Origin of the sequence: Acinetobacter sp. BSP-28 (genome assembly GCF_044130285.1) — a bacterium.
Lineage (GTDB): Bacteria > Pseudomonadota > Gammaproteobacteria > Pseudomonadales > Moraxellaceae > Acinetobacter.
Map to the genome: position 1 here is coordinate 157,233 of NZ_JBIQOB010000006.1, position 18,337 is coordinate 175,569.

Here is an 18,337-nt window from a genome sequence, read left to right on the forward strand (position 1 = left end):
CATAATAAAAAACCCCACTCATTTATAGTGGGGTTTTCTTTATATTACAATAGTTTAATGTTGTAACACTGAAATATCAGCCACTTTTGTAAACAACTCACGTAACTGAGCAAGCATACGTAAACGGTTTGCTTTTAAGTCAGCATCATCAGCCATGACCATTACACCATCAAAGAACGCATCCACTGGCGCACGAAGTGCAGCAAGTGCAGACAATGCAGCAGTGTAATCTTTGGCAGCAAATAACGGCTCAACCACAGGTGTGATTTTCGCAAGTTCAGCGAACAATGCTTTCTCAGCATCTTCAACTAGGTTCGCTTCAACCACAGCGCCAGTCGGCTCAGCTTCTTTTGCAAGAATGTTGGCAACACGTTTGTTTGCAGCAGCAAGAGCAGCAGCTTCAGGCAACGCGCGGAAGTGATTTACAGCATTAACACGCTTGTCAAAATCAAGCGGAGATTTTGGTGACAACGCTTGTACTGCTTGAATTACATCAACCGCAACGCCTTGGTCTTCGTATTTCGCACGGTAACGACCTTCCAGGAATGCAACTGCATCTGCCAAAGTCTTGTCGTGATCTTTCAATACGTCGCCATAAGCAGCTAAAGCAAGTTTGATCAAGTCTTCAATTGACACATCAAGCTCGTTTTCAGTCACTAAACGTAAAATACCAATCGCAGAACGACGCAGTGCAAACGGGTCTTTAGAACCTGTAGGTGCTTGACCAATACCGAAAATACCTGTGAGTGTATCTAAACGGTCGGCAAGGGCAATGGTTGTACCAGTTTTGGTTTTTGGTAAAACGTCACCAGCGAATTTCGGTAAATATTGCTCACCTAAAGACTCAGCTACTTCGTCATTTTCGCCTTCAATGCGTGCGTAGTAAGTACCCGCAATACCTTGAAGTTCCGGGAATTCACCCACAAGCTCAGAGGTTAAGTCGCATTTTGCAAGCAGAGCAGCTTTTTCAGCATCAGCAGGGTTTGCACCAGTGATCGGCGCTAATGCTACAGCCAACTTCGCAATACGTGTCGATTTGTCCCAAAGCGTACCAAGCTCAGCCTGGAATACCATGTTTGCCAATTTTTCTTTACGCGATGCAAGCGGTTGCTTTTGATCTTGCAAGAAGAAGAATTCAGCATCTGACAAACGTGGACGAACAACTTTCTCGTTACCTTCAATAATTTGTGTCGGGTCTTTTGACTCGATGTTAGACACAGTAATGAAGTACGGTTGAAGTTTATTGTCGCTATTTACCAAACAGAAGTACTTTTGGTTGTCTTGCATTGTTGTAATCAATGCTTCTTGAGGAACCGCAAGGAAGCGTTCTTCAAAGCTTGCACGAAGCGCAACAGGCCATTCAACCAATGCAGTCACTTCGTCACGAAGGTCAGCGGGAACGATTGCAATCGCATTCACTTCATCAGCAAGTGCTTTGACTTGACCATCAATGATTGCTTGACGCTCTTCAAAAGAAGCCACAACGTGAGCTGCTTTTAACTTCGCAAGATATTCATCAGCATTTGCCAGTGTGATCGCTTCAGGCGCATGGAAACGGTGACCATATGTCACGTTACCTGCTTTGTGATCTTGAATAGTTGCATCAATCACGTCATTGTCTTTAAGCAATACAACCCATTTTACTGGACGTACAAACTCGGTACGGCTAGCTGCAGAACGCATGCGTTTTGCGATAGGCAGGTTATCTAAAGCTGCTTGTAGAATTTGTGGTAGTAAAATATCAAGGCTTTGACCTTTGACATCTTTCAAGTAGCACACTTTTTCCACTTTACCGGCCTGGAAAGTCGATATCTGATCAACGGTGATGCCTTGACCACGCATAAAGCCTTCTAGGGCTTTAGTCAGTTTACCTTCAGCATCGAATGCTGCTTGTTTAGCAGGGCCATCAAAACGTTTTTGTGTATCTGCTTGTGCGCCTTCAACATTGACAATTTTAAGTGCCAGGCGGCGTGGTGCTGCATAGGCTTCGATTGCATCGAAAGCCAGACCCGCATCTTTTAAGCCTTTTTCAGTTTCGGCCTGAAGGGCATCACGTAATTTTTTTAAGCTTTTTGGTGGAAGTTCTTCACAGCCTAATTCGAACAATACTGTATGTTTAGACATTATTTGCTCTCCTTAGATTCAATGTTTGCTTCCGCTTCAACTTGTGCTTTTAACTGTGCCAACACTTCATCACGTAGGTGTGGTTCTGCCATTGGGAAACCCAGTTTCGCACGTGCTGCCACATAGCTTGTTGCAATTGAACGTGCCAAAGTACGGACACGCAAAATATAACGCTGACGTTCAGTCACTGAAATCGCACCGCGTGCATCCAGCAAGTTAAAGCTATGTGATGCTTTGATCACTTGTTCATAAGCAGGCAGTGGCAGTTCAGCTTCAATTAAACGCGTTGCTTCAGCTTCATAGAAATCGAACAGTTCAAACATCTTGTCGACTGGGGCATATTCAAAGTTATAAGTCGATTGCTCAACTTCGTTTTGATGGAATACGTCACCATAAGTTACTGTACCGAACTGGCCTTTGGTCCAAACCAGATCGTAAACCGAGTCTACACCTTGCAGGTACATCGCCAGACGTTCAAGACCATAAGTGATTTCGCCTGTTACCGGGTAACATTCAACACCACCCACTTGCTGGAAGTAAGTGAACTGAGTCACTTCCATACCGTTCAGCCAAACTTCCCAGCCTAAGCCCCAAGCACCTAGTGTTGGCGATTCCCAGTTATCTTCCACAAAACGGATGTCGTGGGTCAGGGTATCAATACCAATGGCTTTGAGTGAGTCGAGATAAAGCTGCTGGATATTGTCCGGGTTTGGCTTAAGCACCACCTGGAACTGATAATAATGTTGTAAACGGTTTGGGTTTTCGCCATAACGGCCATCTTTAGGACGACGTGAAGGTTGTACGTAAGCCGCGTTCCATGTTTCTGGCCCTAAAGCACGTAGGAAAGTTGCAGTGTGGAATGTCCCTGCACCCATTTCCATATCGTAAGGTTGTAACACCACACAACCTTGTTCAGCCCAGTAGTTTTGTAAGGCAAGAATTAAGCCTTGAAATGTATCAATATGCGATATGGCGCGACTCATGTAGCATCCATTAAAATTAGAGAAAAATTGGCTCTAAGTATAAGGATTTTGTAGGGGAGTGGCAAAGGTTTCAGGATAAGAATTAGGTTGTTCAAAAATGATTCACAGATTTATTGATAAATATAAGATATAAAATAAATACACCTTTAATCATCCGCATTCTATAATTTGCAACTTCCACCCAAAACAATAAAAGGTGCGCTGTGTTTCATTCCCGACTTGAATGGCTAAATATCCTAAAACCCAATTTCAAGATTCTTCCCCTGAAAGACCGCCTGCTGTGTGGCCTTGGTGCATTGCTGGGGCTGACGCTATCTTCCTTGATCAGCTGGTGGGTGCTGGGTGATATCAATGCATGGTATATCGCGCCGATGGGTGCATCTTCAGTATTACTGTTTGCCGTGCCTGCCAGTCCTTTGGCACAGCCGTGGAATATGGTGATTGGAAATATCATTGCAGGAGTCATTGGGGTGACCTGCGCGGCCTATATCCCAAACCTGACCGAAGCTTTTAGTGTTGCGGTCGGGCTGTCTATTATATTGATGATGAGCACAGATTCGCTGCATCCACCGAGTGGGGCGGTGGCGATTACTGCCGTTTTGGGTGGCGAAGCGGTACATCAGCTGGGATATTATTTTATTTTTTATCCGGTTTTATTAAATTCCATGTTGTTACTGGTGATTGCGATTGTATTTAACCGCTTACTGGGAAAACAGTATCCGCAAGTGGCCCAGATCAACCAGCGTTCCAAAGACCCGACGCCAACGCAAAAAGTCACCATTCAACCGCAGGATATTCAGGCAACGCTGGATCAGCAGACCGAGCTGCTGGATATTAGTGAATATGACCTGCAAAAAATTATTTTAGCAGCCCAAGAAAAAGCCAATGCCCGGGGCATGAGCCAGTTTAAGTGTCAGGACATCATGACCAAAGACGTGATTAGCTTGAATGAAAATGATGATATCCATTCTGCACTGGATAAATTCAAACACATGAATTTAATGAGTCTGCCTGTGATCGATGCTCAGCAGCAACTGGTTGGTACGCTGGCTTTATATGAAGTGGTGGAATGGTTTAAGCGCGCAACCGATTTAAGAACCACATGGCAGCGTCAGGTGAAGGATATTATGGTTCGACAGGTCGTGACGGTAAAACCGGAGCAACCGATTCAGGATTTGGTACCATATTTTGTCGAGCGCTCATTTAACTATATTCCCGTGGTGGAACAACAGAAAATGGTGGGCATCATTAGTCGTGCCGATATGATTGCAGCATTGAATCAGCAGCTAAATGCGGCTGCATAAGGCAAAAAATAGGTAAAAAAAAGCTACGACTGATTGGGGTAAAAGTCGTAGCATAAAACGAACTCAACTCATAGAGTTCAACGGGATGTTAGTGATTTTGGTTTGGATTTACCGTGCGAATCGGGGAGCTATACCCTTGTGCCTGACCAAACATCGAATTCTGCTGTTTTGGGATCACTAACCATAAAATTAAATAAACCAAAATCCCCGGGAATGCGGCACTCATAATAGAAACAAGCACAAAAATAATGCGCAGCAAGTTTGCATTCCAACCAAAACGTTCAGCAATACCCCCCATTACACCAGCAATCATGTTCTGGCGCTTAGAGCGATATAAACCAACATTGGCCATCTAGGTCTCCTTGAAATAAGAAAATAAAAGTTAAAACAACTTTCATAATAAAGAAATGGAGATGCCAATGCGTTTTTAAAGTGGTCAGCCATAAAAAATGGTTAAGTTATGTAAATGAATATGGGTGCGACTAGGATTGAAACCTAAAAATAGGTTATCTTAAAAAGGTTGATTTATATCGATAAAAATCAATCATGTGAATTGCATTTCGATGGAGCGAAGCCTGTTACTTTTCCTGTAAATCGGTGAATGTAAAAATAAGCGGTTGAAGAAAGTTTATGATTCGGGAGGGGATGTCGGTGTTTAAAAAAGCAGATTATCGTCAATGTATCTTTATTGTGGCTGTTGCTGGGCTGGCAGGTTGTCATCCACCTCTGGAGGATTCTGTCGCTGAACAAATGGATGTAGAAACTTCTGCTGTTGCAGAGACGCAAGGCAAAAAATTGACCGATGTTGCAGGGCGGGCGACTGTTCCGGTAGAGCAGGCAGAGCCTAAGGCTAAAAAAACCATTCCAGAAAGTGCCGAGCCTTATATAGGTCGTTATCAAGCCACCATCAGTTGCGATGATCCATTTGTGAATTGTGAGAGCGGTAGCTCGGATTTTGTAGTGAATTTACTGGAAGATGGTACAGCCCATCGCACCCTGATTCATTCAGGTCAAATCACCTTTGCTTCGAATCTGGATTATCGTCAAGATCATTGGTCTTATGATCCATCACATCATCAAGTAATTTTACATCGATCAAGTGGTGTGGAGTTTTTTTATGATGTAGATCAAGATTATAACTTGGTGATGGACTTAGACAGAACAGCGCATGCCACAGAGCATAATAAGCAATATTTTGCTGACGGAAATCCACTGCCAAAACAAGCTTATCGATTGATGAAAGAAAAAATCAGTTAAAGGCGAAATGCTAATTTAATAAGCGCTTAAATTCATGGCATGAAAATGCGCTCAAGGTAGTGTATTTCTTATTGTATGGAAGAGTAAATATAAGATGAATAGTCAAAAATCTGGTGGGTTGTGAGGGGCTCGAACCCTCGACCAATAGATTAAGAGTCTACTGCTCTACCAACTGAGCTAACAACCCTGAACAAGGATTAGTGAACTTAAAGCATCGCTTTAAGGGTTCACCCGAGTGCAAGAAAAAATCTATGATTTTTAAAGGCGCATTAAAGCACCGGATTTTGCAACATCGGTATAGCAAAATTTCGAGAATGGCGAATCAACCGAAACGGTGTGGTTTGTCTTGGTCGGAATATTGCAGGTTTCGTTTCTATTGTAGTACAGAAAGAAGCCCTAAGAAAGAATGGTGGGTCGTCCGCGATTCGAACGCGGGACCAACGGATTAAAAGTCCGCTGCTCTACCAGCTGAGCTAACGACCCATTCAGAAAGAGTGCTTTAAAAGCTAGAAAAGCTTCATGTTAGAAGCTTTTAAAAGATGGTGGGTCGTCCGCGATTCGAACGCGGGACCAACGGATTAAAAGTCCGCTGCTCTACCAGCTGAGCTAACGACCCATCTCTAGATCAATCAAAATAAGTGGTGGGTCGTCCGCGATTCGAACGCGGGACCAACGGATTAAAAGTCCGCTGCTCTACCAGCTGAGCTAACGACCCTGAACCAACATCCAGCGCTAGTCTGAATGTGCAGTGCAAGAAAATAAAGGCTTTCTAAACACCACTTTGTTTTGATGGAGCGTATTGTAGCAAGTTATCAAACGAGCGCAAGTAAAAATTAGCAAACTTGTTGATGTTTGATTATAAATACAACAAATTTGCATGATCTCGTGAAAAAATAGCTGTACTGCAATTAAAAACGGTATTGATAGGTTTGAATATTGTTGAATATTTCCGCAGTTAAATCGCAATATTCTGTCGCATTTGGCAGGAGTACCAGCAAACGATCGGTCTTGTTGGGATCAAAAGCCTGTTCTTTGAGCTTGTTCTTTTGATATTTAAACGTACCAGTGGTTTCAACTTGAGCTTGCACGCGTAAAAATACCGGAACAGCATAAGCGGGCAAACATTTTTTAAACTCGGCTGCCATTTGCTTTAAGTCCTGGGCGGTTAATTCTGTACCGTGATTCAAGGTAATCGCTGCCATGCCGGCACGTCCATTGGTATTGGGAATTTCAACACCATAGACTACTGCTTCAGCAATTTTTTCATACTCGCTGACCACATTTTCAACTTCAGTAGTCGAGACATTTTCGCCTTTCCAGCGGAAAGTATCACCCAAACGGTCTACAAACTGGGCATGACGGAAACCGATATCGCGTACCAGATCTCCCGTATTAAAAAATGCATCACCCTGTTTAAACACATCTTTCATAATGACGGATTTATTCTTTTCCGGGTCTGTATAGCCATCAAAAGGGGAGCGACGGGTAATTTTACCGACCAGTAAGCCGACTTCACCTTTTTTCACTTTTTTACACCAGCCTTTGGCATCTTTTATCGGCTGATTGCTTTCCTTGTCAAATTCAATAATGGCATAAGGCGTTGGAGAGAAGCCCACCGTGTTGTCAAAGTTAAACACGTTACTAAAACCGACATTACCTTCACTGGAAGCATACAGCTCAAGTACTTCTTCAATACCAAAGCGTTCCTTGAATTTGTCCCAGATATTCGGGCGCATGCCATTGCCAATCATCTTTTTAACACGATGACCTTTTTCCAGTTCAGATGGAGGTGCATCCATTAAGTAACGGCACAGCTCACCGACGTAGCCAATCGCGGAAGCGTCAAATTTTTTGACATCTTTCCAGAATGAAGAAGTCGAATATTTGCGGCGTAATGCAAAGGTTGCACTGCTGGCGATCACACCACACCAGCACACCACAATACCGGTGGCATGATACAGTGGCAGGGTGCAGTACATGACATCATCAGTTTTTAAATCAAGCACATGGCCATAGGTGCCATACGCCAACGTCCAGCGGCTATGGGTAAAAATGACTGCTTTAGGCAAACCTGTCGTACCCGAAGTGTAGATGTAAAATAGACCATCTTTACCTTGAACGGTGTGCGTGGTTGGAGTGTTAAATTTAGGAAACTGATCGGCTTTTTCTGCAAGGTTGGTCCAGCCCTGAGGTGCTTTACCGGCATCCACTTGGGTGGCTTGATCGGCGAACCAGTGAAAACGGTCTGCTGCCAGTTCTAGATCCTGACGGACTTCTTCTACAGCTGCACGGCATTCCTCACCGGCAATCACGGCAATTGGCTTGACCAGATTAATACTATGGGTCAGTGCCTTACCTGTTTGTGAAGTATTGACTAAAGCAGAGGTGACGCCAATTTTTGCCAGGGCAATAACAGTGGCAATCAGTTCTGGACGGTTTTCTACCATCACAGCAATCACATCACCTTTTTGGGCACCGATAGATAAATAAAAGTGTCCAATCTGGTTGGCCCATTCATTCAGTTTCTGATAACTGAATTTTTGATCTTCGAACAATAAGGCTGTGCCTTGTGGATTACGTTGAACGGCCTTTTCAAAGGCGATTCCCAATCCCGCAGGAGTATTGGGAGTGCGCAGATAGGCTTGCTTGAGACCACTCAATAAATGAGGGACTTTGCTGATAAATTTAGGTATTTTTGCTGTGACATCCGCAATACCGATAAGATCGCTCTGTGTAGTCTGGTTCATGTGAATCCTATTTATTTTTCGTAATCCAATACGCTCTTTTGTTCGCAATTAAGTTTTACAGTCATTTCTACACTTGTCTTTTAATCGTTTAATTCTAGTGCAATCAACCTAATCTGACAAAAGTATCAAAAAAAACCTAGTCACCGGAATGACTAGGTTTTTTTATTTCGCTGCATTAGAGCTAATTTTAAAACGAATTATGACTCATTTGCAGGCGTTGCTTTCTTTGGTGGACGACCGCGAGGACGACGAGGGCGGACAGGTTTGTCTGCTTCTTCACCTTCGGTTTTTTCAGCTTCTGCTTTTGGCTCGACCTGAGTTTGTGCATCCTGATCAGCTTCTACCGCCAATTCAGCTTGTACGGGTTCTGCAGCCTGTTCAGTTTCCACTGGAGCAGCTACCGTTTCTACAACAGGTTCAGCTACTGCTTCAGTAACAGGCTCAGCTACTGCTTCAGTCACTGCAGTTTCAACTACTTCGACTGTCACGGATTCTGCTTCTGTTACAGGCGCAATTTCTGCAGTTACTGCTTCAGCTAGAGTAGCTTCAGGTTCTCTATGCGCCTGCTTCGCTTGTTCTAAAGCTTGCTCTGCAGCCTGTTTAGCTAAACGGCGACGTTCACGTGGATCATTCGCCACACGCTTGTCAGACACCGGTTTTGGTGGTGTTAAGTCAAGCACTGGTGCAGGCTCGGCTTCAGGTGCTGCTTTGGTGACTGCTACATCACGCGTTACCGGCTGTGCTGGTGCTTCAGTTTCAGTTGCCTGAACAGAGAGCGTTGCAGCATATTGCTCGGTAAATTTCACCAAGGCACGGTTGAAAGTTGGGATTAAACCGAACTGTTCAATCAGCACTGAACAATCTTCACCATAGACATGGCGAATGAGACTGATCACGGTGTATTGACCCAAAGTTGGAACCTGAGAAGGGCTTAGCTTCGGTGCCTGTACCTGTTTTGCCTGAGCTTCACGTTTTTGGCGACGACGCATACGTGGGTCGTTGCTGGCACGTTTTTCTGCAGAACGTGGTTTTTGCGGCTCATGAGTTTCAGTCGCAGCAGGTTTTTCTTCCTTCGCTACCACTGGCTTCTCGATTACCGGTGCCTGAGCTGCAGCCGCTACAGGAGCAGCTGGAGTGATTGGTGCTTCAACTACAGCAGGTGCTGAATTTAATGCAACAATTTCACTTTTCGCCTGATCAACATTGACCACTAATGCCGTTGGAAGAACTTCCTGACGAGGTGTATCAATCACTTCGACTTTAGGTTGCTGTTCATTCACGACCGCAGCAGGTGCGGTTTGTTGCACTGCCTGTTCATTCAATACGCTTTGATCGCGGTGGCGATTTGGGCGTTCCGGACGTTGCTGGTTACGACGGTCACGGCGTGGCACAGCATTTTGCTCTGTTTGCTGGTCAGCATGTTGTTGTTCAGCGTGTTGACGGCGAGAAGGGCGCTTGTTTTCACGTGAATCTTGGCGCTGTTCCGAACGTTGTTCTTGACGCTGCTCATGACGAGAAACCTGAACAATTTCTTCATGCACCTGATTTTGCTGATTGTCGTGCTGAACTTGTTCACGTTGCTCTTTAGGCTTGTTGCTACGCTTTTTATTGTGACGTTGCGATTTTTCTTCTTTGTCAGAATATTTATCTGCAACTTCACGCTGTTCCTGTTTTTGTGTTACAGGCGCATTTGGCGTTAAGTAAGCATTGCTGCTTGTTGTTGCAACGGGTGCAGCTGCAGCAGCTGTTGCCACTTGACCGAATTGACCACGACTCACGGCACCAGTATTGACCATTTGCTCAATGGCAGCAGCAGCGTTGTTTGCAGTGCGTGCTTGATCTACAGTTGTAGCCTGTTTTTGTACAAACAGGTTTTCTAACCAGGCACATGGACTTGTGGAAGGTGCAGCAGGGGCAGCAGCTTGAGTTTGTGGTTGAACAGCATGTTGCTGTTGTTTTTTCTTGTTGTTGCGCTCTGGCTGGTTTGAAGTTTGTTGAGCAGCTTGCTGAGCTTGTTGCTCTTCACCTAAATGCCATTCAGATGCTTCATAACCCAACTCTTTTTCACTTGAGCGTGTTGCTTCTGTACGTTCATAGCTGGTTGGTGCAAAACCTTCAGGGTTATAAGAAATTTCGTAATGTGGTGTTTCCAGATGCGGGTGAGGCAACACGGTTACACGGACATTAGAGGTTTGTTCCAGGTAAACCAGGCTGTGACGCTTTTCATTCAATAAGAATGCTGCGATTTCAACCGGAACTTCAACCTGAACTTCACCATGACGTTCACGTAGTGCAATTTCTTCCACTTTACGCATAATCGAAAGTGATAAAGAGCGTAAGTCACGTACCATACCTGTACCATGACAGCGTGGGCAAACGTAACCAGTTGCTTCTTCCAGCGATGGACGTAAGCGTTGACGGCTCATTTCCATCAAGCCAAAACGGGACAATTGACCGAATTGAATACGGGCACGGTCGCTTTGGGTCGCTTCACGAAGTTTGGCTTCAACCATACGCTGGTTGCGGTCTTTGGTCATGTCGATAAAATCGATTACCACCAGGCCACCAATATCACGTAAACGCAGTTGACGCGCAATTTCTTCTGCTGCTTCCAGGTTAGTGTTTAAAGCAGTGTCTTCAACGTCATGACCACGAGTCGATTTAGCCGAGTTAATATCGATAGAAACCAAAGCTTCGGTCTGGTCGATCACGATTGAGCCGCCAGAAGGAAGTTTTACTTCACGTTCATACGCAGTCTGAATTTGGCTTTCGATACCGAAATGAGCAAATAAAGGCTCATTTAAAGTATAGGTTTTTAGCTTGTCGATTTGACGTGGCATTACTGCTTTCACGAAGTTATAGGCTTCGTTATAGGCTTGTTCTGAATCAATCAGGATTTCTGCAACATCATCACGTAAATAGTCACGAATTGCACGAGTCACTACACCGGCTTCTTGATGAACCAGCATTGGTGATGGGCCAGAACTTGCGGTGTTTTGGATTTGTGCCCAAAGATCCATCAAGTGCTGTAAATCAAGTTGCAATTCTTCTTGCGAGCGGCCAATACCTGCGGTACGTACAATCACGCTCATACCACGCGGAATATTCAGTGAGGCCAACATTTCTTTCAGTTCTTCACGAACTGAACCTGAAATCTGACGGCTGATACCGCCACCTTTCGGGTTATTTGGCATAAGCACCAAATAACGGCCAGCAAGTGAAATGAAGGTAGAAAGGGCAGCACCTTTATTGCCACGCTCTTCTTTTTCCACTTGCACTAAAAGTTCGGTACCTTCAGTGATCAATTCGCGGATATTTGAAGTTTGGCGAGGATCTGCCTTGTAATACGAGTTTGCGATTTCACGCATGGACAGGAAGCCTTGACGGCCTGCACCATACTCTACAAAAACAGCTTCTAAAGAAGGTTCAACGCGAGTGACGTGACCTTTATAGATATTGGATTTTTTTTGTTCACGGGTACGATTTTCTAGATCGAAATCGTAAAGACGCTGACCAGTGACAAGTGCAACGCGAATCTCTTCGGCATGTGTTGCATTAATCAACATACGTTTCATGGGTGTAACACCTAATAGTGATACACAGCAGGACATCGCTATACACGTAGCGAACATCACACATTACGGATCAACACCCAGATCTCAAAATGACGCAATTGTGGTCTGAGCTTTTTTACCGGCCTTTTTTTGGGCTGCGGTTTTTTGATTCACGTATTGAAGATGGCAATACGGCTTCAATCTTATAAACGATTAAAGTCACCTGAACGATTCACTGGCGGACAAACGGTGCATTAGATGTGAGTAACTTTCACTGTCACGTAGCTTGAAGATCGTCCCTTCATAATTCATGATCGGGCGTCTTGATACGGAATTATCATCGTATCTTTGCTTTATGTGCAGATCCAATGCATCAACGTTGTAGCCTGAATGCGACTTCAGGGTGCGACTAATCTGATGTGTATCAGTTTACGTTTAAAAACCAACTAAGTTGGCGACATATTTTTTAGGGCAAACTGATTTATGTACGAAGTACAATTAAACGCAACAGTTTGCTTTTTTGCCGATATAATAAGCCTTCGGCGTCGGCATATTCTTTAGGGACCTTTCCGTATTTAATGTGAATGGTGAAATTTAATATTGAGCTTCAAAAAGATTGAAGTGATTAAATTTTTTCACACTAACGGTGGTATCCGTGCGCTGACTATATCAAACCTTGCATCATCTGCCTATGGGCTAAGCTTATCTTTCTTGTGTAAAGCATAGCCTAAGTGATCAGTTTTTAATCAATTTTAGTATTTTTTTTGGGTCATCGTAACTGTATGAATTCTACGCAAGAATGGCAAAGTGTCACCTGGTTTGAAGTGGACGAGCATCAATTGGGTCAACGCATCGACAATTTTTTATTTTCCAGACTGAAAGGTGTACCGAAAAGTCGGATTTATCGTTTAATCCGTGAAGGACAGGTCCGGGTCAATAAAAAGCGCGTTAAGGCGGAAACCAAACTGAATATTGGTGACCAGATTCGCGTTGCACCAATTCGTTTTGAGCCTAAAGATGAAACGCTGGCACCGGTATCCGACAAGGTGGCACAAAGCCTGCTCAGCCGTGTGGTCTATGAAGATGAAGGGCTGATGGTGGTCAATAAGCCTTCAGGGATTGCGGTGCATGGTGGTAGTGGTGTGGCGTATGGCCTGATTGAAGGGCTGCGTGCAGCAACTGGCAAGAAATATCTGGAACTGATTCACCGTATTGACCGCGACACGTCTGGTCTGGTGATGATCAGTAAAAAACGCAGTACTTTAAAAACACTGCAAGATTTACTGCGTGAACACAAAATCAAAAAAACCTATGCTGCGATTGTGAAAGGGCAGGTGAGTCTGGATCAGCAACTCATTGACCAGCCTTTGCATCGTTATGAGTTGGCCAATGGCGAACGTCGGGTCCGTGTTTCTAAAGAAGGCAAGGACAGTAAAACCCAGTGGAATGTGGCAGAGCGTTTCATGCATGGCACACTAGTATATGCTTCACCGCTATCAGGTCGTACCCATCAGATTCGTGTACATGGTTTGAGTATTGGTCATCCTTTAATTGGTGATGATAAATACGGTCATGAGACTGAATATAAGGGGCCAAAGCCGCGTCGTTTATGTTTACATGCCATGCGTCTGGAAATTCCGGGTTATCCGGTGATTGAAGCACCGTTGCCTGAAGATATGCAGAGTCTGGTGGCGCAGCTCAGAGCGCAGAAGAAGGATAAGCCGGTCGTTACTTTTGACGACTAGTAAGTTTTAATCCTCTCCCTGAGCAGCATTGCTGCGCAAGTCTCCTTTCTTGCACGTCGTTTAAAGCAGTGCTTTAAACTCGTTCAGGAGAGAGGACATCACGTAAAATATTCTGTCATTAACTCAGACTTCGTGTAGTCAGTATTTTGATTTAGTAAAAAAATGAATGACTAAGCAAAAGGGTTTCCCTCTCCTTGTAGGAGAGGGCTAGGGAGAGGTGAACAATTAAATACTGAATCAAATACTAGGAAAGCATTTATGAACACACCTGTAAAACTGGTCATTTTCGATTGGGATGGCACTTTATTTAATTCGGTCGGTCAAATCGTGGCGAGTTTGCAGTTCGCGGCACAACAATTCCAGCAACCCTTAACAGATGAAGATGCTAAAAGTATTATCGGGCTAGGTTTGCCGGAAGTCGCACAGCGTTTATTTCCGACTGTTCCTGAGTTACATGCCGATATTTTACAGTCCTATTCAGAGCACTATGTTGCCAACTCAACTGGTGATCAATGGTTCGCTGGTGTTGCCGACATGTTAGAAGCATTGGCTCAAGCGGGGGTGAAACTGGCAGTCGCTACAGGCAAAAGCCGTAAAGGTCTGGATCGTGTTTTGAAGCAGACACAAAGCATGGAGCTGTTCGCGGTGACACGTGCGGCCAGTGAAACCCGATCTAAGCCACATCCTTTAATGCTGGAAGAAATTTTGACACAAACTGGTGTCCAGGCTGAACATGCGATTATGGTCGGTGATACTTCTTATGATTTGGAAATGGCACAAAATATTGCCATGCCACGGGTGGGGGTGAGTTATGGCGTACATACACGTGAAGTGCTTACACAATACAATCCGCTTGCCATCGCCGATGATGTCGCTGGCTTGCATCAGCTTTTATTAAACCATGTGAATTTAAAACAGGCGGTTTGATCAGTAAGTTAGATAAGAAGGATGATCTTTATCATCCTTTTTATATTTATTGGATTCTAAATTTTTGTAGTTCCGGTTTGTGACTGCCCCAACCCGTCCAGTAATTGGTAACGGTAACGGTTTTGTTTTGAATACTCATGATTTTATAAATTTCATTACGTGGCGGTGAAATTTCATTGGGGCGAATGACTTCAGTCATGACAAAAATTTCTGGTGCAATCCAGGTTATACGCCAGGCATCTTTATTATAGTAGCCGTGGCTGCAGTCCATTTCATTTTGCCATGCTGCAGCAGTCGCCTGGGCATTAAATTTTAAGCCTGCACATTCAGCTCCCGCTAAAACAAGATATTTGCCTTTCAGTGACTGCTGATAATTCTGTGCGAAAGTTGAGCAGGAAAGGATGCTCAGTAAAATTGTACTAAAAATGGTTTTATGGTTCATAAAGTAGCTGTAGTTTGTTGATTTTAAAAAATATAAATAATATTTTTAGGTCTGTTGAAATAGGATTTTTGTACTCAAACTAAGCATTCGATCTAGTCTTTTAGTCGTAGATCGATGGTTGTTTTATGAATCTGACAATTTCTCGCTAAGCTTATAGAAGAAAGCATTTTTTTATATTTAGTTCATATGCCTGTTTTTTAAAAGTAAAACCAAGTTAATTTATAGGAATTAGCTATTGTCATAAATAAAATAAGTATTGGCATAAAAAGCGCAATTTTCCGATTCTAAAACTGTTTATACATATACACGTTTGCCATGATGGGCAGCACCCATTTGCTGATGGCTTTGATCAGTTCACAGATTTTTTCTCGTTGTTCATCGCATTTCCATCGATAATGGTATAAGTCCAATTTTTGCAGTTTAAGGAAACATTGATGTCGAATTCTGCTGTTGTTGAATCAGTTGCGCAAGCTTTACGTGACGCTGAATTATCAAAAACTGCGATTGCGCCAGTACGTCCACAGCTTGGCGGTGAAAGTGCTAATGTTGATATTGCCTATGCAGTTCAGGAAGTGAATACCCAACGCGCTGTGGCAGAAGGCCGCCGCTTAACAGGTCGTAAAATCGGTTTAACTTCTAAAGTTGTGCAAGCGCAGCTTGGCGTAGACCAACCGGACTTCGGTATGCTGTTTGCTGACATGGCTTATGGTGATGGCGAAGCGATTCCAGCTGGCTTGTTGATTCAACCTAAAGTTGAAGCAGAAATCGCGTTAATCATCAACAAAGATTTAACCCAAGAAAAACACACTTATGCAGACATTATCAGTGCGACTGAATATGCACTGCCTGCTGTAGAAGTAGTGGATAGCCGTATCGAAAACTGGAAAATTTCATTGATTGATACTGTTGCAGATAACGCCTCTTCTGCGGCTTATGTTTTGGGTTCACGTCCTGTGAAACTTGAAAATCTCGATCTTGTAAATTGCAAAATGACCATAAAACGCGGTGAAGAAGTCGTGTCTCAAGGCATTGGTAAAGCATGTCTGGCTAACCCGTTAAACGCTGCGGTTTGGCTGGCGGATGAAATGGTACGTCGTGGCCGTCCTTTACTTGCAGGCGACATCATCCTGACGGGTGCATTAGGTCCTATGGTTGTCGCTAACCCGGGTGATGAATTCGTGGTTGAAATTGAAGGTTTTGGTTCTGTAACTGCTGCATTCGCTGCTGAATAAGTCCAGATTTTAAGAGCGTTTTTTAAGAGAAATTGTTCATGAAAAAGATTAAATGTGCATTGATCGGTCCGGGGAATATTGGTACTGACTTGCTATACAAATTACAACGCAGTGAATTTCTAGAGCCAGTATGGATGGTGGGTATTGACCCAACTTCTGAAGGTTTGGCACGTGCTGCGAAAATGGGTTTAAAAACCACTGCTGACGGTGTAGACGGTTTACTTCCTCACGTTGAAGCTGACGAAATCAAAATTGCATTCGATGCAACTTCTGCATACGTTCACGCTGAAAACAGCCGCAAGTTGAATGAACTTGGCGTGTTGATGATTGACTTGACACCTGCTGCGATCGGTCCATTCTGTGTACCACCAGTAAACCTTGAAGCTTTGTTAGACGAGGGCGAAGTACCAAACGTAAACATGGTGACTTGTGGTGGTCAGGCAACGATTCCTATGGTTGCAGCAATTTCACGTGTTCAACCAGTTGAATATGGTGAAATCATTGCGACTGTATCGACTAAATCAGTCGGTCCAGGTACACGTAAAAACATTGATGAATTCACCCGTACTACTGCTGGCGCGATTGAAAAAGTCGGCGGTGCGAAACAGGGTAAAGCGATCATCATCATTAACCCGGCAGAGCCACCATTAATGATGCGTGACACAGTACATTGCTTGGTTGAAGGTGAGCCAGATCAGGCTGCGATCACTGAATCTGTGCATGCAATGATTAAAGAAGTTCAAAAATACGTGCCAGGTTACAAATTGGTAAACGGTCCAGTATTTGATGGTAACCGTGTATCCATCTTCCTTGAAGTTGAAGGTTTGGGTGACTATCTGCCTAAATATGCCGGTAACCTCGACATTATGACTGCAGCAGCTGCGCGTACCGCAGAAATGTTTGCAGAACGTGTTTTAAACGCAGTTGAAGCATAAGGAGCATCTTCATGTCTAAGATTATTATTAATGATATGACTTTACGTGATGGCATGCACCCTATGCGCCATCAAACTACACCTGAACAAATGGTTGCCATTGCAACTGCTTTGGATGATGCAGGTGTACCTTTAATCGAAGTCACACACGGTGATGGTTTAGGCGGCAACTCTGTGAACTATGGTTTTGCAGCAGCTACTGATGAAGAATATTTAAAAGCTGTCATTCCAAACCTGAAACAGGCAAAAGTTTCTGCACTTTTACTACCTGGTATCGGTACGGTCGACCATTTGAAAATGGCACATGATGTTGGTGTAGCAACCATTCGTGTGGCAACGCATTCAACTGAAGCTGACGTTTCTGAACAGCACATTACTGCTGCGCGTAAACTCGGTATGGACACTGTGGGCTTCTTAATGATGGCACACATGGCTTCTCCAGAAAAACTGCTTGAAGAAGCACAAAAAATGGTGTCTTACGGTGCAAACTGTATCTATGTGACTGACTCTGCAGGTTACATGCTTCCTCAAGACGTGACTGACCGCGTATGTATTTTACGTGCCAACCTGGGTTCAGACATCGAAATCGGTTTCCATGGTCACCATAACTTGGGTATGGGTGTTGCAAACTCTGTATCTGCTGTGACTGCTGGTGCAACGCGTGTTGACTTGGCTTCTGCTGGTTTAGGTGCAGGTGCAGGTAATACACCACTTGAACTGTTTGTTGCGGTTGCTAACCGTATGCAAATTGAAACCGGTGTAGACTTGTTTAAGGTTCAAGATGTTGCAGAAGATCTGATCATTCCAATGATGACACATCAGATTCGTGCTGACCGTGACGCAGCGACTTTAGGTTATGCGGGCGTTTATTCTTCATTCCTGTTATTTGCTAAACGTGCTGAAGCCAAATATGGCGTGTCTGCGCGTGAAATCCTGATGGAACTGGGTCGCCGTGGTACTGTAGGTGGTCAGGAAGACATGATTGAAGACTTGGCATTGACCATGTCTAAAGCCAAAGAAGCCAATGCTTAATTTATTTTAAGTTAAAGCTAAAAAGAGCGTCCGAAAGGGCGCTTTTTTTATGGCTA

At 44.0% G+C, this 18,337-nt stretch carries 13 protein-coding genes and 4 tRNA genes; 7 read left to right on the plus strand and 10 right to left on the minus strand.

Annotated elements, in window-relative coordinates:
• Positions 1 to 54: 54 nt before the first annotated feature.
• Entirely contained in the window at positions 55 to 2,124 is a 2,070-nt protein-coding gene (gene glyS, locus ACE01R_RS06405; protein ID WP_395549787.1) for a glycine--tRNA ligase subunit beta, read from the minus strand.
• Positions 2,124 to 3,107, minus strand: a complete 984-nt coding sequence (gene glyQ, locus ACE01R_RS06410; RefSeq protein WP_395549788.1) for a glycine--tRNA ligase subunit alpha — start codon at positions 3,105 to 3,107, stop codon at positions 2,124 to 2,126. Before glyQ ends, glyS begins: the two co-directional genes overlap by 1 nt.
• Before the next feature lie 203 nt (positions 3,108 to 3,310).
• Here glyQ and ACE01R_RS06415 point away from each other — a divergent pair, with 203 nt between their 5' ends.
• Positions 3,311 to 4,411: an HPP family protein gene (locus tag ACE01R_RS06415; protein ID WP_395549789.1), complete on the plus strand. Its 1,101-nt coding sequence runs from the start codon at positions 3,311 to 3,313 to the stop codon at positions 4,409 to 4,411.
• An 88-nt stretch (positions 4,412 to 4,499) separates the two neighbouring features.
• Here ACE01R_RS06415 and ACE01R_RS06420 read toward each other — a convergent pair whose 3' ends face one another.
• Positions 4,500 to 4,763 (minus strand): PspC domain-containing protein, encoded by a 264-nt coding sequence (locus ACE01R_RS06420; RefSeq protein ID WP_395549790.1) that lies wholly within the window; start codon positions 4,761 to 4,763, stop codon positions 4,500 to 4,502.
• A 299-nt stretch (positions 4,764 to 5,062) separates the two neighbouring features.
• On the opposite strand from ACE01R_RS06420, the gene ACE01R_RS06425 reads away from it, so the two are divergent.
• On the plus strand, positions 5,063 to 5,668 hold the full coding sequence (locus ACE01R_RS06425) for a hypothetical protein (protein ID WP_395549791.1): 606 nt from the start codon (positions 5,063 to 5,065) through the stop codon (positions 5,666 to 5,668).
• A 111-nt stretch (positions 5,669 to 5,779) separates the two neighbouring features.
• Here the strand turns inward: ACE01R_RS06425 and ACE01R_RS06430 are convergent.
• The 6 genes from ACE01R_RS06430 to ACE01R_RS06455 all read right to left on the minus strand — a co-directional run bounded on the left by ACE01R_RS06430 (position 5,780) and on the right by ACE01R_RS06455 (position 11,990).
• Positions 5,780 to 5,855 (minus strand) — tRNA-Lys (locus tag ACE01R_RS06430).
• A 220-nt stretch (positions 5,856 to 6,075) separates the two neighbouring features.
• Positions 6,076 to 6,151: transfer RNA gene (locus tag ACE01R_RS06435), tRNA-Lys, on the minus strand.
• A gap of 57 nt (positions 6,152 to 6,208) precedes the next feature.
• Positions 6,209 to 6,284 (minus strand) — tRNA-Lys (locus tag ACE01R_RS06440).
• 23 nt (positions 6,285 to 6,307) lie between these two features.
• Positions 6,308 to 6,383: transfer RNA gene (locus ACE01R_RS06445), tRNA-Lys, on the minus strand.
• 193 nt (positions 6,384 to 6,576) lie between these two features.
• Complete coding sequence (locus tag ACE01R_RS06450) at positions 6,577 to 8,415, minus strand: long-chain-acyl-CoA synthetase (protein WP_395549792.1); 1,839 nt, start codon at positions 8,413 to 8,415, stop codon at positions 6,577 to 6,579.
• 197 nt (positions 8,416 to 8,612) lie between these two features.
• The gene (locus ACE01R_RS06455) at positions 8,613 to 11,990 is read right to left on the minus strand and encodes an Rne/Rng family ribonuclease (RefSeq protein ID WP_395549793.1); all 3,378 of its coding nucleotides are present in this window, start codon (positions 11,988 to 11,990) and stop codon (positions 8,613 to 8,615) included.
• A gap of 761 nt (positions 11,991 to 12,751) precedes the next feature.
• Between ACE01R_RS06455 and ACE01R_RS06460 the strand changes: the two genes are divergently transcribed.
• The gene (locus ACE01R_RS06460) at positions 12,752 to 13,714 is read left to right on the plus strand and encodes an RluA family pseudouridine synthase (RefSeq protein ID WP_395549794.1); all 963 of its coding nucleotides are present in this window, start codon (positions 12,752 to 12,754) and stop codon (positions 13,712 to 13,714) included.
• Between the two features lie 258 nt (positions 13,715 to 13,972).
• The gene (locus ACE01R_RS06465) at positions 13,973 to 14,641 is read left to right on the plus strand and encodes an HAD-IA family hydrolase (protein ID WP_395549795.1); all 669 of its coding nucleotides are present in this window, start codon (positions 13,973 to 13,975) and stop codon (positions 14,639 to 14,641) included.
• A gap of 46 nt (positions 14,642 to 14,687) precedes the next feature.
• On the opposite strand, the gene ACE01R_RS06470 is transcribed toward ACE01R_RS06465, so the two are convergent.
• Complete coding sequence (locus ACE01R_RS06470; RefSeq protein WP_395549796.1) at positions 14,688 to 15,083, minus strand: hypothetical protein; 396 nt, start codon at positions 15,081 to 15,083, stop codon at positions 14,688 to 14,690.
• A 434-nt stretch (positions 15,084 to 15,517) separates the two neighbouring features.
• Here ACE01R_RS06470 and mhpD point away from each other — a divergent pair, with 434 nt between their 5' ends.
• From mhpD to dmpG, 3 genes are read left to right on the plus strand one after another with little or no spacing between them, the layout of a single operon-like run.
• Positions 15,518 to 16,315, plus strand: coding sequence for a 2-keto-4-pentenoate hydratase (gene mhpD, locus ACE01R_RS06475; protein ID WP_395549797.1), 798 nt, complete (start codon positions 15,518 to 15,520; stop codon positions 16,313 to 16,315).
• 38 nt (positions 16,316 to 16,353) lie between these two features.
• Entirely contained in the window at positions 16,354 to 17,250 is an 897-nt protein-coding gene (locus tag ACE01R_RS06480; RefSeq protein WP_395549798.1) for an acetaldehyde dehydrogenase (acetylating), read from the plus strand.
• An 11-nt stretch (positions 17,251 to 17,261) separates the two neighbouring features.
• Entirely contained in the window at positions 17,262 to 18,281 is a 1,020-nt protein-coding gene (gene dmpG, locus ACE01R_RS06485; protein WP_395549799.1) for a 4-hydroxy-2-oxovalerate aldolase, read from the plus strand.
• Positions 18,282 to 18,337 lie beyond the last annotated feature (56 nt).